General features: G+C 42.8%; 17 protein-coding genes. 9 read left to right on the top strand and 8 right to left on the bottom strand.

The genetic code is table 11. The features are described from left to right. Positions 1-76: 76 nt before the first annotated feature. Both ACRHOZ_RS04940 and ACRHOZ_RS04945 read left to right on the top strand, forming a co-directional pair. Positions 77-784: a class I SAM-dependent methyltransferase gene (locus ACRHOZ_RS04940; protein WP_431123011.1), complete on the top strand. Its 708-nt coding sequence runs from the start codon at positions 77-79 to the stop codon at positions 782-784. Between the two features lie 45 nt (positions 785-829). Then, entirely contained in the window at positions 830-1,630 is an 801-nt protein-coding gene (locus tag ACRHOZ_RS04945) for a hypothetical protein (RefSeq protein WP_431123013.1), read from the top strand. A gap of 23 nt (positions 1,631-1,653) precedes the next feature. Here the strand turns inward: ACRHOZ_RS04945 and ACRHOZ_RS04950 are convergent, their stop codons facing one another. Beyond that, on the bottom strand, positions 1,654-2,286 hold the full coding sequence (locus ACRHOZ_RS04950; RefSeq protein WP_431123015.1) for a 7-carboxy-7-deazaguanine synthase QueE: 633 nt from the start codon (positions 2,284-2,286) through the stop codon (positions 1,654-1,656). Between the two features lie 172 nt (positions 2,287-2,458). Between ACRHOZ_RS04950 and ACRHOZ_RS04955 the strand changes: the two genes are divergently transcribed. From ACRHOZ_RS04955 to ACRHOZ_RS04965, 3 genes are all read left to right on the top strand, one after another. Further along, positions 2,459-3,979 (top strand): helicase HerA-like domain-containing protein, encoded by a 1,521-nt coding sequence (locus ACRHOZ_RS04955; RefSeq protein ID WP_431123018.1) that lies wholly within the window; start codon positions 2,459-2,461, stop codon positions 3,977-3,979. A 137-nt stretch (positions 3,980-4,116) separates the two neighbouring features. Further along, the gene (locus ACRHOZ_RS04960; RefSeq protein WP_431123020.1) at positions 4,117-4,662 is read left to right on the top strand and encodes a hypothetical protein; all 546 of its coding nucleotides are present in this window, start codon (positions 4,117-4,119) and stop codon (positions 4,660-4,662) included. Positions 4,663-4,735: 73 nt separating this feature from the next. Further along, positions 4,736-5,698, top strand: a complete 963-nt coding sequence (locus ACRHOZ_RS04965) for a YybH family protein (protein ID WP_431123022.1) — start codon at positions 4,736-4,738, stop codon at positions 5,696-5,698. Here the strand turns inward: ACRHOZ_RS04965 and ACRHOZ_RS04970 are convergent. Then, positions 5,695-6,117, bottom strand: a complete 423-nt coding sequence (locus ACRHOZ_RS04970; protein ID WP_431123024.1) for a winged helix-turn-helix transcriptional regulator — start codon at positions 6,115-6,117, stop codon at positions 5,695-5,697. The genes ACRHOZ_RS04965 and ACRHOZ_RS04970 overlap by 4 nt on opposite strands. A 98-nt stretch (positions 6,118-6,215) precedes the next feature. On the opposite strand from ACRHOZ_RS04970, the gene ACRHOZ_RS04975 reads away from it, so the two are divergent. After that, positions 6,216-7,055 carry an alpha/beta fold hydrolase gene (locus ACRHOZ_RS04975; protein WP_431123027.1) on the top strand — a complete coding sequence of 280 codons (840 nt, stop codon included), beginning with the start codon at positions 6,216-6,218 and terminating at the stop codon, positions 7,053-7,055. Positions 7,056-7,119: 64 nt separating this feature from the next. Here ACRHOZ_RS04975 and ACRHOZ_RS04980 read toward each other — a convergent pair whose 3' ends face one another. Genes ACRHOZ_RS04980 through ACRHOZ_RS04990 form a run of 3 tightly spaced genes read right to left on the bottom strand, consistent with a single transcriptional unit; the run spans position 7,120 to position 10,050 of the window. Continuing rightward, positions 7,120-8,562, bottom strand: a complete 1,443-nt coding sequence (locus ACRHOZ_RS04980) for a Gfo/Idh/MocA family protein (RefSeq protein WP_431123029.1) — start codon at positions 8,560-8,562, stop codon at positions 7,120-7,122. A gap of 16 nt (positions 8,563-8,578) precedes the next feature. Beyond that, the gene (locus ACRHOZ_RS04985; protein ID WP_431123031.1) at positions 8,579-9,262 is read right to left on the bottom strand and encodes a 3-keto-disaccharide hydrolase; all 684 of its coding nucleotides are present in this window, start codon (positions 9,260-9,262) and stop codon (positions 8,579-8,581) included. Then, complete coding sequence (locus tag ACRHOZ_RS04990; protein WP_431123033.1) at positions 9,262-10,050, bottom strand: 3-keto-disaccharide hydrolase; 789 nt, start codon at positions 10,048-10,050, stop codon at positions 9,262-9,264. Before ACRHOZ_RS04990 ends, ACRHOZ_RS04985 begins: the two co-directional genes overlap by 1 nt. Positions 10,051-10,243: 193 nt before the next feature. Between ACRHOZ_RS04990 and ACRHOZ_RS04995 the strand changes: the two genes are divergently transcribed. After that, complete coding sequence (locus ACRHOZ_RS04995; protein ID WP_431123035.1) at positions 10,244-10,666, top strand: VOC family protein; 423 nt, start codon at positions 10,244-10,246, stop codon at positions 10,664-10,666. 14 nt (positions 10,667-10,680) lie between these two features. Further along, positions 10,681-11,523 carry a 3-keto-disaccharide hydrolase gene (locus tag ACRHOZ_RS05000; RefSeq protein WP_431123037.1) on the top strand — a complete coding sequence of 281 codons (843 nt, stop codon included), beginning with the start codon at positions 10,681-10,683 and terminating at the stop codon, positions 11,521-11,523. A 4-nt stretch (positions 11,524-11,527) separates the two neighbouring features. On the opposite strand, the gene ACRHOZ_RS05005 is transcribed toward ACRHOZ_RS05000, so the two are convergent. Further along, entirely contained in the window at positions 11,528-12,154 is a 627-nt protein-coding gene (locus ACRHOZ_RS05005; protein ID WP_431123039.1) for a DUF2306 domain-containing protein, read from the bottom strand. Between the two features lie 114 nt (positions 12,155-12,268). Here ACRHOZ_RS05005 and ACRHOZ_RS05010 point away from each other — a divergent pair, with 114 nt between their 5' ends. Next, complete coding sequence (locus ACRHOZ_RS05010) at positions 12,269-12,466, top strand: hypothetical protein (protein WP_431123041.1); 198 nt, start codon at positions 12,269-12,271, stop codon at positions 12,464-12,466. Here ACRHOZ_RS05010 and folD read toward each other — a convergent pair whose 3' ends face one another. Then, positions 12,467-13,351 (bottom strand): bifunctional methylenetetrahydrofolate dehydrogenase/methenyltetrahydrofolate cyclohydrolase FolD, encoded by an 885-nt coding sequence (gene folD / locus ACRHOZ_RS05015; RefSeq protein WP_431123043.1) that lies wholly within the window; start codon positions 13,349-13,351, stop codon positions 12,467-12,469. A gap of 105 nt (positions 13,352-13,456) precedes the next feature. Continuing rightward, complete coding sequence (gene ffh / locus ACRHOZ_RS05020) at positions 13,457-14,785, bottom strand: signal recognition particle protein (protein ID WP_431123045.1); 1,329 nt, start codon at positions 14,783-14,785, stop codon at positions 13,457-13,459. Positions 14,786-14,846 lie beyond the last annotated feature (61 nt).

Raw genomic sequence — 14,846 nt, forward strand, 5'->3', positions numbered from 1 at the left:
CACAAACTTAGAAAACCCAATCCATTAAACCTTTGTTTACAAATAAAGTCCCACTTTTGCCACAGTTACTGTTTTTATGGCGGACATTTTTGGAAAAGCCTTGTTGGATTATCACTTTGGAAACTATTCCGAGGATATAAAAACCTACTCCTCCTTGGACGAGGAAGATTATATTCCCCTACCCTATTTGTTTCGGGATTTTGATAAGATGCCCATGCTGGAACAAAAGGCCTTGGCATTGGCTCAAGGAACCGTATTGGATATAGGTTGTGGCGCCGGAAACCATGCGGTGTACCTTCAAAGCAAAGGTTATGAGGTGACAGGTCTGGATGCATCCGAAGGCGCGATCAAAGTATGTCAATCCAGAGGACTTGAATCCACGGTGCATACCAATTTTTTGGATTTTTCGGGAAAGCAATTTGATACCCTTTTGTTGCTTATGAATGGTATTGGCCTAGCTGGAAAATTGAACAATTTGAGCACTTTTTTGACGCATCTCAAGTCTTTGCTGCGCCCAAATGGGCAAATCTTGTTGGATTCGAGCGATATTATTTACATGTTTGATCAAGACGATGATGGTGGATATTGGATTCCGGACAACGGAAATTATTATGGAGAAGTGACCTTTACCATGGAGTATAAAAAAGAAAAAAGCAGCTCTTTTCCATGGCTTTATTTGGATTTCAATACCTTGCAGAATGCATGTTTTGCCAATAATCTAAAGTGTGAACTTGTAAGCGAGGGGAATCATTACGACTATTTGGCAAAACTTTTGCTGCAATAATAATAGATGTTACTATACAGCGTTCTATTTTAATACACTTGTGCCATGATTAAGAAAATTGCTATTTACACCTTAATTTGCTTGGGAATCATTCTTAGCTGCTCCAAGGACTCGGATGATTCAACTCCACCAGAAACTACGGTAGACAAAACGGCCAATCTTCAGGCCACTGGTTCTTCTGCCAATGACATTTTATCCAATGCCAACTTTGATGCTTTGCTCATAGAAATTGCATATGTGGAAGGTTTTAGGCCGACTACGACCGCAATAACCAGTTTTGAAAACTTTATCCGGGAAAGAACCTTTAAAACAGACATTGAGTTCACTTACTTAAGCTTGCCCTCTTCAGGGGAGGAGACATTGACTACCCAACAGGTGGCTGATTTGGAAGAGGAAAATAGAACGGCATATAACAACGGTACTACGCTGGCCATGTACATTTACTTTGCTGATGCACCATCTGATGATGATGAAGAGGGTGAAGGTCTGTTTACCCTAGGAGCGGTTTATAGAAACACGTCCATGGTGATCTACGAATCCACCATTAGGCAATTGGCGTCACAAAGCAATTTTATCACGATAAGTGATGTGGAGACTTCCACTTTAAACCATGAGTTTGCCCATTTAATGGGGCTGGTAAACTTGGGTACAGATGCGGTCAACGACCATGAAGACTCGGAAGCCGCCAATCACTGTAATGTTTCGGGTTGCCTTATGCGGGCCGCTTTGGAATTTGGTGTTCCTACCATGAAAGTTTTGGAGAGTAATGCAGCCAAAGGCGCAGCCCCTGTTCCCAGCTTGGATGCCGAATGCATATTCGACCTTCAGAATAATGGAGGCAGGTAATTTGCAATAAGGACTCCTCCTTACTAAGGAATATTCAAATACTTATGGGTCTGGAGTGAAACTTTCCATTTTGGGTTTTGCATGACAAAATCCACAATTAAAGGAACCATTTTGTCCCTAACACTCCATTCCGGCTGTAAATACAGGATACAATTTGGCCCTACTTGGGCTGCCTGTTCTTCGGCGAAAATAAAGTCGTGTTTATTATAAACAATGACCTTGAGCTCATCCGCTAGGGGATAGATTTCAGGTACGGGCAACTTGTTCTTTTTTGGGGAAAGGCAAATCCAATCCCAGTCACCCGATAAGGCATAAGCACCAGAAGTTTCAATATGGGTCTTTAAATTTTTAGCTTTTAAACTATCGGTCAATGGACCCATATCCCAAGTAAGGGGTTCTCCGCCCGTAACTACAATAGTATCCGAATATTTGGCAGCGTTGGTCGCAATACTTTCTATATCCGTGGGCGGATGGGTGCCTGCGTTCCAGCTTTCCTTCACATCACACCAGTGACAACCCACATCACATCCCCCAATCCGGATAAAATATGCTGCCGTTCCCTTGTGGTATCCTTCACCCTGAATGGTATAGAATTCCTCCATTAAGGGAAGCATTACACCTTTATCCACCAATTGCATCACTTCTTCTGAAATCATGGCGCAAAGATAAGGTGCAGGATTAAAAAACCAGTATTCCCGTTCGGTTTTCAAAGGCAACTCCAACTTGGAGCCAAACAACATGCTTACTTAAAAAATCTACTCATATTGTTTAATTGCATAGGTTTGGTTTTGCTTAAAATTACCCTATTTTTATCCGAAATAGAAGTCCATGGGCACCGAGGAAAAATTCTTTGAACACATTGAGAAAGGGTATACCACCAAAGGAGATTATATCACTATGGGGGCTGGAATGTTTAACGGTCAAGCAATTAAGAACGCTTTCGTTAAGATTCCACTTAAAACGCTTAACCGCCATGGCCTGATTGCAGGAGCCACGGGTACAGGTAAAACAAAAACCCTTCAAGTGATTTCAGAAAACCTTTCCGACAAGGGAATACCGGTGTTGCTAATGGACCTTAAGGGGGATTTGAGCGGCATTGCCCAACCAAGTCCAGGGCATCCCAAGATTGATGAACGCCACGAACAGATTGGACTTCCCTTTGAACCCAATGCATTTCCTGTGGAAATTTTATCCCTTTCTGAACAGGATGGGGTTCGCTTACGTGCCACTGTTTCTGAATTTGGCCCTGTACTCTTAAGTCGAATTTTGGATTTGACGGTTACCCAAGAAGGTATTGTTGCCGTAGTATTTAAATATTGCGACGACAACAAACTCCCCCTACTGGATTTAAAAGATTTCAAGAAAGTCCTGCAATATGCTACAGGCGAGGGCAAAAAGGAGTTTCAATCGGCTTATGGCCGTATCTCGACCAGTTCCACAGGCACAATTCTTAGGAAAATCATTGAATTGGAGCAGCAAGGGGCCGATCTCTTTTTTGGGGAAAAGTCGTTCGACGTAGAGGATTTGGTTCGTATCGATGAAAATGGCCGTGGCTATATCAATATTATTCGGCTAACGGATATCCAAGATCGCCCGAAGCTGTTTTCGACCTTTATGCTGAGTCTTTTGGCAGAAATCTATGCTACATTTCCTGAACAGGGAGATAGCGACAGACCTGAGCTGGTTCTTTTCATTGATGAGGCTCATCTAATTTTTAAGGAGGCTTCCAAAGCCTTGCTGGAACAAATTGAAAGCATTGTGAAGCTGATCCGTTCCAAGGGTATTGGTCTGTATTTTGTTACCCAGAACCCTACAGATGTTCCCGATGATGTGCTGGGGCAATTAGGCTTAAAAGTACAGCATGCATTGCGTGCCTTTACAGCTAAGGATAGAAAAGCCATCAAGTTAACAGCAGAGAATTATCCCATTTCTGAGTTTTATGATACCAAGGAAGTACTAACCTCGATGGGAATAGGGGAAGCCCTGATATCGGCCTTGGATGAAAAAGGTAGACCTACCCCGTTGGCCGCCACACTGCTTAGGGCTCCCATGAGTCGAATGGATGTCCTGACAGGTGCCGAACTGAAGGAAGCTATTGGGAATTCAAAACTAGTTAAGAAATACAATGAGGAAATAGATCGGGAAAGTGCCTATGAAATCCTCAATGAAAAGATAGAACAAGCCCAAAAGGAAGCCGAAAAAGAAGAGGTAAGGGACCGAAAGACTTCAAGCTCCCGAAAAAGTTCTTCTAGACGTACCAGCACCCGCATGAACCCAGTGGTGAAAGTGCTTACAAGCGCCACATTTATACGAGGGGTTCTTGGGGTTTTAAAAAAGGTGATTAGGTAGATGTTGGATGTTAGATCTTAGATGTTGGATGTTAGATCTTAGATGTTGGATGTTAGATCTTAGATGTTAGATCTTAGATGTTAGATCTTAGATGTTAGATGTTAGATGTTAGATGTTAGATGTTAGATGTTAGAAAGATGAAAAAAACAATTCTCATTTTTGGAATTTTGAGTTTGATAGTTTTTGGATGCACACCAAAGGAAACCACTTTCCTTATTTCAGAAAACAGCGTAGGTCCTTTGACCAAGGAGACAACTGTTGAGGACATTAGAATGGTTTTTGCCCAAGATTCCGTGGTTCGGGATACCACAAACCTTCAAGTGGGGGCCAAAGCCAAAAAAATCAAGATTTTTGAAAAGGGCGGAAAGCATTTGCTTACGCTCACACCCAATGCAGATAGCATCCCAACAATTGAGAATGTACGGGTTTTTGATGCCAGATATGTTTCGGACAAAGGGATAGGACTGAACAGCACATTTCAAGACATTCAAAACGGCTATGGAATCAAAAAGATTGTGACAACCCTTAACAGTATTGTGGTGTTTCCAAAAGGCAGTAATTTATACTTCACCATTGATAAAGAGGAGTTACCGGACAATCTAAGATATGCTACAACCAACATCGAGGCCGTTCAGATTCCGAATACGGCCAAAATCAAATATTTGATGCTGGGATGGGAGTAAGCTGTTAATATATTCTTAATGGAACCCATCTCTTGTTTCAATTTGGGTATTTTGATTGGACAAAGTCCAACCCATGAAACTATCAACACTCTCTTCCTTTCTGTTGTTGCCCATTCTTGTTTTTGCGCAATATAATTTTGAACCTTCGGCCGAGCACCCATTTGGCCTTCCCAATCCGGAAGCTCCTAAAGAACTAATGGATTTTGCTCCCATGATTGGTGAATGCAATTGCAAGTCTGAAACAAGGAATTCGGATCAAACCTGGGCGGAGCCCGTTGATATGGTTTGGCGTTTTAAATATATCATGAACGGAATGGGTGTTCAGGATGAAACCTTGAAAGTAGATGGCACTTACTCAGGAAGTATACGCCAATTTATTCCAGATAGTACCCGCTGGTATGTACACTATTACTCTACAAAGGCTCCTTCCACAGTGCTTCCCGTATGGGAGGGACGTAAGACCGAGGAGGGAAAAATAGTCCTGTTCAGGGAACAAAAAGCCCCCAACGGAATGGATGGGTTTTACCGCTTATCCTTTTACGATATTGATGAGAAGGGTTTTAAATGGATTGGGGAATGGGTAGATAAAACAGAGTCTGTGGTCTTTCCTACCTGGAAAATTGATTGTACCAATGGAAAAATCAATACGAGCACTGCAGAAGTACAACAACAAATTAGGGAAGCCTCCAAGAGATTTTCCAAAGCGTACATAGCACAAGATTTTGATACCATGGCCGATTCCTACACCCTTGATGCCAAATTGATGCCCTTGGGAACCCCCATTGTTGAGGGCAGGGAAGCCATTAAATCCAGATGGATGTTGGGTAAGGACACCAAGATTTTAACCCACAGTATGGATGCCTCAGAAATCAAGGTTTTGGGAAATTATGCCTATGACTATGGCCATTATCAGGGAACCAGTCAAAAAGGAGATGATCCGGTAATGCACTGGAAAGGAAAATATGTGGTGGTCTGGAAAAAAGAGGCAGGCAGCTGGAAAATGTACTTGGATATTTGGAATCGACTTAGGGATTAAATCAACCCATACTTTTCCCTATTGGCCAACACTTTTGGGCTATTGGTTTGCATCCATTCGGTGAGTTCAAGGAGTTTTTCCACATAAGATTGACCAAAATCCGTTAAGCTGTATTCTACTCGGATGGGTACCTCGGCATAGGCTTTTCGTTGTATATAACCATCTGCTTCCAGTACTTTTAGCCGTTGGCTAAGCACTTTGTTCGAGATGCCGTACACAAATTTCTTAAGCTTATTGAACCTTAAAACAGGAAAATATCCCAACCACAGGATGATAAGGGCACTCCATTGATCAGAGGCCACGGACATTACATCCCTCACAGGGCAAAGTTCCGGTGGGTTCTTATAGTCAATATGCCCAAACATTTTTTCCAATTTTTTTGCTGTTCTAACTTTCTGATTATCAGCAACAGTTTCCATTCCCATACCAAGTTGAATTGAGGTGACTTCTTTTTTCTTCTAAAAGGAATATGTACTTTTAGTATCTATTATAGAGTAAGTTACAAAAAGTAACCACAATGAAAAAACTGATTGCCAAAATAGTTCCCTTGGCCTACGGTCAATATTTCAATATTTCCTCATTAATCCTGCCTAAAAAAATGGCCCATATAGCCTTTAATCTTTTTTGTACCATAAGAAAGGGTAAAGTACTCCCCCAGCAAAAGGATTATTTAGATCGGGCCAAATTGGCCATGGAGACAGTGGCAGGTCACCAAATCCAATCCTATCACTGGCCAGGAACCAAAGAAACGGTTCTTTTGGTCCATGGATGGGAAAGCAACACCTTTAGGTGGAGAAACCTTATTCAGAAACTCAAGGAAGCTCAATACAACATTATCGCTTTTGATGCTCCATCACATGGGTATTCCTCAGGCAAATTACTCTATGCTCCACTTTATGAAGAAGTTTTGCATTATATGGTAAAAAAACATGATCCAAAACATCTTGTTGGACATTCGATGGGAGGTTTAACCCTGATGTACAACGAGTATAAAAACCCAAACCCAGGGGTGAAAAAAATGGTGGTGATCGGTGCCCCTTCTGAGTTCCATGAAATTATGCAGCAGTACCAGGATATTTTGAAATTCAATGACCGATTTATGGGAGTACTCGACAACTACATCCTTAACCGTTTTGGATTTCAGATCAGGGATTTTTCCACCTCAAAGTTTGCCAAGACCAACACCAAGAGAGGCTTGCTATTTCATGACAAATTGGATATGGTAGCACCATACCATGCCTCCAAACAAGTACATGCATCCTGGAAGGGAAGTAAATTGATAAGTACTGAAGGTTTGGGGCATTCCATGCATCAGGAAGAGGTCAATGATGAAATCATTAACTTTCTTGTGGCCTAATTCATACCATAAAAAATCCCAAACACCTTTGTATTTGGGATTTCGAAATTTTTAAAAGCGTGAACTAGAACTTTCTGTACTCCCCAGCTAAATATTGATTGGCTTCTTCCTCTGCAAATTTTGCTTTTTCACTGTCCCAATGCAAAGTTTGATTAGGGAAACGACCGGCAATCACACCCAAGAGAATGGTTTCGGTCAAACGAGCAGCGTACTCAAAGGGAGCTGTACATTTGTCCTTACCCAAGCAGGCATCAATAAATTGATGATAGTGCTTGGGTCCTTCGCTGGCATAGTTTCTAACAGGTGCTCCCAAATTTTGCTTGGCAATATCCTTGGAAATGTCAACATATTTGCCCCGAACAATTTTTCTTGGCAACTGCATAAAGTGCGGCAATAGCAAACGTCCTTTTGTTCCCACGAACATAGCGCCCTGCTCTGGTAACTGACCCTCTGCAGCAACCCCAGCGTCCAAGGAATTGTTATTTTTTACCGTTTGTTTCTTTTTGCCCGCAGTCTTTGCACCGGGAAGTACCAAATCTTCATGGGCAGGAGGCATTCCTGGACCATCGTACCAAATCCACTTTAGGGTTTTACCCGTGAAGTCCGTACCTGGAAATTCGTAAGTAACTGTGTTATTTTCTGGATATCCATAACCGTTTGGTTCGCGGCATTCATTCTTAATGGTCATGGGCACATCCAAATTCAGCGCATTATAAGGGGTGTCAAAAATGTGAACCCCCATGTCGCCCAAAGTACCGCATCCATAGTCCATCAATTTTCGCCAGTTTCCTGGATGATAGTATCCTTCCTTGTAGGGCCGTTCTGCGGAAGTACCCAACCAAAGGTTCCAGTCCAACTGAGCTGGTACGGGATCTTCCCCTTCCGGCTCAGCCCCGTTGTAGCCCCAAGATTTTGGACTCCACGCGTGAACCGTGTGTACTTTACCAATAATGCCATCCTGAATCAACAAGGTGGCCAATTTATAATCGTAGAACGAATGTACTTGAATCCCCATTTGGGTAACCAAACCTTTGTCTTCAGCCATTTTCTTCATCGCCCTGGATTCAGAGACATAGTGAGTCAATGGTTTTTGACAATATACGTGCTTGTCCTTCTCCATGGCCAACAATGAGGCAGGGGCATGGGTATGGTCTGGCGTAGAAACGATTACCGCATCAATATCATCTGCCATCTCCTCCAACATCACTCGGTAGTCAAAAAATACGCGGGCTTTGGGATGTTGCTTTCGTGCCGTAGATAAATTGATGGCATCAACATCACAAAGTGCCACCACATCCACTTGCGGGTGCGATGAAATATCATTGAGGTCTGCAGCTCCCATATTGGCAACTCCAATATGCGCTGTCCTAATCCGGCCATCCGGCTTTATTTCTCTTAATTTCTCATGGGCACTTAGAACGGAAGGTGCGGCCAATAACCCTAGGGCTCCCACACCACTTTTCTTCAGAAAATCCCTCCTATCCTGATTTGATGTCTTCTTACTCATATTATTCTGTTATAAATTATTTTTTTGACGGTAATTCTTTGATTTTGATATTTCTAAAGCGAACAACATCCCCATGTCCTAAAAAGCCAATATGTCCTATGTCTTTTTTCAAACCGGGATGGTCTTTTTTATCCAAGGTTCCATTTTTTGAAGCTTCCTGTAAATGCGCATCCACAATAATAGTCCCATTGAGCACCACCTTGATTTTTGGGCCATTGACGGTTACTTCCTGAACATTCCATTCACCAACAGGTTTTAGAAAACCCCGTTTAGCGGGGATAACCCCATAAACCGACCCATGGTATTGATAGGGTTGCAAACTGGCGTATTTATCAGCTGTATTATCCAATATTTGGAGCTCTTTACCAACATAAGCCACATCGCCTTCCAAAGGTGCGTGGATACCCAATCCATTGTTTGCCCCGGGGGTCAACTGAAATTCGAATCTGAATACAAAATTACCGTATTCACCTTCCGTAAGAAGGTTTCCTCCACTTCCTCCCCCACTTGGATCAACTACAATATAGCCATTTTCAACACGATAAGACTGCTTGTTTCCAATCCATCCATCCAAATCTTTGCCATTGAAAAGTGCTACAAAACCCTCATCTTTTGTTGTTTGATTTTGGGCATTACAGGGAAATTGCGCAAAAAGACAGCACAATATTCCCAAAGAAGCTATTCTTCCAATGGTCGCCATTATAGCTTTTTGATTTTAATATTCTTGAACCATATGGGACTGGAATGATCCTGTAAGGCTATAAAACCCTTTTTGTATTTTCCATAATCAGGGGCGTTATCCCACTTTCCTGAATTTTTCTTCTTGTTCCAATCCTCAGACCAAGGTTGAAATTCCAAAAGCTTTTTACCATTGAGCCAATGTTCCACTTTTTTCGGGGTGAACACAATTTTGGAAGAATTCCATTCCCCAACCGGATTCAATACTTTTTGGGACTCATCAGCAACGTGCATGGCATAATCGGCCCCAGTTTTCTGCCAATCTTGCAATAATTCTGGGTGTTCGGCCCCAAACTGGGAATTATACCCGGTTAAATCGTGTATTTTGGCGTAATTCTCGTCATCGATTAGCTGATATTCAGGTGAAACTACTGGTGGACCGTCATAACCTTCCTTAACGTGATAAAAGATTCCGCTATTACCACCTTCGGGGATTTTCCATTCCAGATAGAGTTCAAAGTTATCGAACTCCTCAGCGCCATAAATGATGTCTTTACCTCCTTTATAATCCTGTTCCAAACCGAGTTCTGTGTCAAATGTCAAGACACCATCCTTAATGGTCCAACCTGGAGGGAGTGCATCCCCATTATAGGCACGCCAACCTTCGGTACTGGTTCCATCAAAAAGATAGATCCATTCATCGGATGTTGAATTGGTTTCCTTGACAACTGTTTTTTCAGCAACAGCTTTGCTTCCCACTTTACATGCGCCTACAATCAGTAGCGATACCAGAACGGCAATTTTCTTCATTTTAATTTGTAATTCAATTGGTTATAGTGACAGCTAATAAAGGTAATCACAATTGCGTGATGTGCGAATTTTTTTATACCACCAACACATCATAAACCATGAATGTTATAGAATCTTGGAATGAGCAGTTGATGGGTTTCAAAACTCCAATTCAATTTGCATGGTTGGCCAATGCACTTTACTTTTATTACTTATGCATAACATCACACCATTTCACGTTGCCATTCCCGTACATAATCTGGCGGAATGCCGAAGCTTTTATAGAGAGGTTTTAGGTTGCGAAGAAGGCCGAAGCAGCGACCATTGGGTAGATTTTAATCTTTTTGGTCACCAATTGGTCATTCATTACAAACCAAAATCCGAGTCATCTTTACATACCAACCCAGTGGATGGCAAAAACGTACCCGTTCCGCACTACGGCGTTGTATTGCCCTGGGAAGTCTTTGAAAGCTTCTCCAACACATTGAAACAAAAAGCGGTGAATTTCATTATTGAGCCCTATATCCGGTTTAAAGGGGAGGTGGGTGAACAAGCCACCATGTTTTTTTTAGACCCAGCTGGAAACGCCTTGGAGTTTAAAGCCTTTAAGGATATGTCACAACTTTTCGCAAAATAACCAAAACCATTTCCATGACCAACCGATTAAAACACCTTGTCTTTCCAGCTTCCATGCTGGCTTTTTGCCTATTGTTACTGAATTGCAAACCCAAGGAAGCGGACAAAGAACAACCCGAAGAGCAAATTCAAACACAAACGGAAGATCCCTGGGTTCATTTGTTCAGCGGTAATGATATCGAGGACTGGACCGTTAAAATCCATCATTATGAGGTGGGCGATAATTTTGGGGATACCTTCCGTGTAGAGGATGGCATGATCAAAGTCCGCTACGACAATTACGAAGGGGACTTTAATGAACGCTACGGCCATTTGTACTACAATACCTCATTTTCCCATTACCACCTAAGCATGGAATACCGTTTTGCCAGCCCGTGGTACGATACGGCTCCAAGTTATACCGTGCTCAACAGTGGACTCATGTTCCATTCCCAAGATCCGCGTACCATGCCCAAGGAACAGGATTGGCCCATTTCGGTAGAGATGCAGTTTCTGGCGGAAGTCAATGAAGGGGAAGCCAGGCCCACGGGAAATATGTGTTCTCCTGGCACCGATGTTGTTTTTGAAGGTGAAATAGATCCAAGGCACTGTATTAGCTCCACCAGTAAGACCTATAAACCCGATGAATGGGTCAAGGCAGAGCTCATTGTACACGGGGATTCCTTGGTCACCCACATCATTAATGGGGAAAAGGTTTTGGAATATACCCATCCCCAAATAGGTGGCGGCGTAGCCAACAGATATGACGAAAGCATAAAAATTGACGGAAAGCCTTTAAAAGAAGGGTTTATTGCACTTCAAAGCGAAGGTCAACCCATAGATTTCCGTAACATCAAGCTCAAAGTTTTGGAGCACTGATCCATTAGGCTAAGGATATTCCCTTTTTTCGAACCCAGAAATAGGCAAAAATCATGTTGGGCACCCAGCATAGCCAGGCCACAATTTTATAGGCAATCAAAAACTCTCCGAAAGTCAGGGTCAGAAGTGGCAACCAGATACGTAGGGTAACTGCCGCAAAACAGGCAGCATAACTGTAGATCATCATTCCTTGATGCAGACCCAAATCTTTGGCCCTAATTGCCAGGTAAGCTTTGAGGGTCGTATACAACCAGACCAATCCCAAGCCAATAAATCCCAATGAGGTAATCCACCCCCCAGTGGCGTAAAACCCAATATAAACTGCGCAAATCCCACTAATCAACGCAGAAAGCACGTAGATTTTACCCAAGTTCCTATGAAGATTTAATTTCCTAGATCTTAACTTTTTGCTGAACTGCGACCATCCGATCAAAAGGGCTATTCCTCCAAAGGTGATATGGCCGTAAAAACCAATGTTCCAAAGATGGCTTTCCAAAAGCGCCGAAGCCTTGCTCAGTAAAATGCCAAAAGGTTCTGGCGTTACCCAGTACAAAACGGGATAAAACCCTACTCCTATGGCCAAAATGGCAAATACAACCCATGCGATTTTGTTTCTAGTAGTGCCAGACATCTCAGTTGATTTGGATACAATTTATCGAATAAATGCTTGAAAAAATAAGATTGGCCGGGACAATCCGTTATATTTTAAGTTGAACAGGCATTTTTTGAGCCCAAATCGTGAATTATGAAAACTGTTCTGTTGTTTATCACGCTTCTTTTTTCTTCCCTGGCCCTTTCAAGTTGCACCAACGACGAAGGTGACAATGATTTGGATTTTTTGACTCCGGATGAGGAAGAAAACCAGATTCAAGATCAAACTCAAGCACAAGTTCAATCCCAAGTCCAAACGCAAGTTCAGGAGAGAAGCAGAAGTTTGGGTTGATTAGCCCTTACTTTGATGCCTTTCCCTTGCCAATAAGGTATTTTTGAGCAACATGGCAATGGTCATTGGTCCAACCCCACCAGGTACGGGGGTAATATAAGACGCCTTTTGACTAACCCCATCAAAGTCCACATCACCGGTAATGTAATAGCCCCGCTCCCTTGATTCATCTGGGACACGGGTTATCCCCACATCAATAATGACCACCCCATCTTTGACCATATCGGCTTTCAAGAAATTGGGAACGCCTAGTGCCGATACCACAATGTCCGCTTGCAGGGTAAGGCTCTTTAGATCCTTGGTTCTGCTATGGGTAATGGTTACGGTGGAATCTGCTGCTTTTCCTTTTTGACTCATCAAAATGCTGATAGGCCTGCCCACGATGTGGCTTCTTCCGATAACAACGGTATGCTTGCCCGAAGTATCCACATCATACCTGCGCAACAGCTCCATAATACCAAAGGGAGTGGCAGGAATGAAGGATTCCATATCCAAGGCCATTTTTCCAAAGTTGGTGGGATGAAAGCCATCCACATCCTTATCTGGATCCACAGCCATGAGTACTTTTTGCTCGTCTATATGTTTGGGAAGGGGTAATTGAACTATATATCCGTCAATGTCAGGATTTGCATTGAGCGCTTGAACCTGACTCAATAATTCCTCTTCTGAGGTTTCTTCAGGAAGATGGATCAAGGTAGACTCAAAGCCAATTTTTTTGCAGGAGCGTACTTTGCTCCCTACATAGGTAAGGCTAGCGCCATCATTTCCTACCAAAACTGCAGCCAAATGAGGTACTTTTTCACCCCGTTCCTTCATTTGGGCCACTTCAACGGCTATTTCGTCTTTTATTTGGTTGGATACTTTTTTTCCATCAAGGATTTCCATGGGTTGGTTATTGGTGTTTGGTGTTTGGTGTTTAGTATTTGATATTTGGTATTTGGTATTTGGTATTTGGTATTTGGTATTTGGTATTTGGTTGGTGTTTAAAAGTTATCTCATGTTTTGCATCATCTGCATCATCTTTTTGCCACCACCACCTTGCATCATCTTCATCATTTTGCTCATCTGCTCAAATTGTTTCAACAACTGGTTGACCTCTTGTATGGTACGTCCACTTCCAGCGGCAATTCGCTTTTTTCGGCTCGCATTCAATTTGGATGGGGTAGATCGCTCATCAGGGGTCATGGAGTGGATAATGGCCTCTATATGCTTAAAAGCATCATCATCAATGTCCAACCCTTTTAGAGCCTTTCCTGCTCCAGGAATCATTCCCATGAGGTCCTTCATGTTCCCCATTTTCTTGATTTGCTGGATCTGACTCAGAAAATCGTCAAAACCGAAGCGGTTCTTGGCTATTTTCTTTTGGATTTTCCGCGCTTGCTCCTCATCAAATTGCTCCTGGGCCCGTTCCACAAGGGAAACCACATCCCCCATCCCCAGTATCCTGTCGGCCATACGGGAAGGGTGGAAAACATCAATGGCTTCCATCTTTTCCCCTGTACCAATAAATTTGATAGGCTTGTCTACAACAGACTTAATGGATATGGCTGCACCACCGCGGGTATCACCATCCAACTTGGTCAAAATAACCCCATCAAAATTAAGGATGTCATTAAATGCTTTGGCAGTATTTACTGCATCCTGCCCTGTCATGGAATCGACCACAAAAAGCGTTTCCTGAGGTTCAATGGCCTTATGGATATTGGCAATCTCGGTCATCATTTGCTCATCCACTGCCAAACGACCCGCGGTATCAATGATCACCACATTGCAACCGATGGATTTAGCATGCTTTACCCCAGCCTTGGCAATGGCCACAGGGTCATTATTATCCCGGTCGGAGTATACCTCAACACCGATTTGCTCTCCAACTACATGCAGCTGGTCAATTGCTGCAGGGCGATATACATCACAGGCAACCAATAGCGGCTTTTTGCTCTTCTTATTTTTAAGATAATTGGCCAATTTTCCAGAAAAGGTGGTTTTACCCGAACCTTGTAATCCAGACATTAGCACCATGGAAGGGTTCCCGGACAAATCAATCTCCTCAGCATCACCCCCCATCAATTGGGTAAGCTCATCCTTGACAATCTTAACCATGAGCTGGCCAGGCTGTAAGGTGGTCAACACATTTTGCCCCAAGGCCTTTTCCCTTACTTTATTGGTAAACTCCTTGGCAATCTTAAAATTGACATCGGCATCCAACAAGGCCCTGCGGACCTCTTTCACGGTTTCCGCTACATTGATCTCTGTTATTTGGCCACGTCCCTTGAGGACGTGAAGTGCCTTGTCCAGCTTTTCACTTAAATTATCGAACATGTGTTCCCGTCATTTAAAAGGAGGGACAAATTTAAGAATAAAAAGAAAAGGACGGCTTTGG

This window comes from Flagellimonas flava (assembly GCF_050617915.1).
Classification (GTDB): Bacteria; Bacteroidota; Bacteroidia; order Flavobacteriales; family Flavobacteriaceae; genus Flagellimonas; species Flagellimonas flava_A.

Excerpts from the sequence above, each read along its gene's own strand:
- ACRHOZ_RS04940 (WP_431123011.1), top strand. The coding sequence starts at position 77 with ATGGCGGACATTTTTGGAAAAGCCTTGTTGGATTATCACTTTGGAAAC.
- ACRHOZ_RS04945 (WP_431123013.1), top strand. The coding sequence starts at position 830 with ATGATTAAGAAAATTGCTATTTACACCTTAATTTGCTTGGGAATCATT.
- ACRHOZ_RS04950 (WP_431123015.1), bottom strand. The coding sequence starts at position 2,286 with ATGATTTCAGAAGAAGTGATGCAATTGGTGGATAAAGGTGTAATGCTT.
- ACRHOZ_RS04955 (WP_431123018.1), top strand. The coding sequence starts at position 2,459 with ATGGGCACCGAGGAAAAATTCTTTGAACACATTGAGAAAGGGTATACC.
- ACRHOZ_RS04960 (WP_431123020.1), top strand. The coding sequence starts at position 4,117 with ATGAAAAAAACAATTCTCATTTTTGGAATTTTGAGTTTGATAGTTTTT.
- ACRHOZ_RS04965 (WP_431123022.1), top strand. The coding sequence starts at position 4,736 with ATGAAACTATCAACACTCTCTTCCTTTCTGTTGTTGCCCATTCTTGTT.
- ACRHOZ_RS04970 (WP_431123024.1), bottom strand. The coding sequence starts at position 6,117 with ATGGAAACTGTTGCTGATAATCAGAAAGTTAGAACAGCAAAAAAATTG.
- ACRHOZ_RS04975 (WP_431123027.1), top strand. The coding sequence starts at position 6,216 with ATGAAAAAACTGATTGCCAAAATAGTTCCCTTGGCCTACGGTCAATAT.
- ACRHOZ_RS04980 (WP_431123029.1), bottom strand. The coding sequence starts at position 8,562 with ATGAGTAAGAAGACATCAAATCAGGATAGGAGGGATTTTCTGAAGAAA.
- ACRHOZ_RS04985 (WP_431123031.1), bottom strand. The coding sequence starts at position 9,262 with ATGGCGACCATTGGAAGAATAGCTTCTTTGGGAATATTGTGCTGTCTT.
- ACRHOZ_RS04990 (WP_431123033.1), bottom strand. The coding sequence starts at position 10,050 with ATGAAGAAAATTGCCGTTCTGGTATCGCTACTGATTGTAGGCGCATGT.
- ACRHOZ_RS04995 (WP_431123035.1), top strand. The coding sequence starts at position 10,244 with ATGCATAACATCACACCATTTCACGTTGCCATTCCCGTACATAATCTG.
- ACRHOZ_RS05000 (WP_431123037.1), top strand. The coding sequence starts at position 10,681 with ATGACCAACCGATTAAAACACCTTGTCTTTCCAGCTTCCATGCTGGCT.
- ACRHOZ_RS05005 (WP_431123039.1), bottom strand. The coding sequence starts at position 12,154 with ATGTCTGGCACTACTAGAAACAAAATCGCATGGGTTGTATTTGCCATT.
- ACRHOZ_RS05010 (WP_431123041.1), top strand. The coding sequence starts at position 12,269 with ATGAAAACTGTTCTGTTGTTTATCACGCTTCTTTTTTCTTCCCTGGCC.
- folD (WP_431123043.1), bottom strand. The coding sequence starts at position 13,351 with ATGGAAATCCTTGATGGAAAAAAAGTATCCAACCAAATAAAAGACGAA.
- ffh (WP_431123045.1), bottom strand. The coding sequence starts at position 14,785 with ATGTTCGATAATTTAAGTGAAAAGCTGGACAAGGCACTTCACGTCCTC.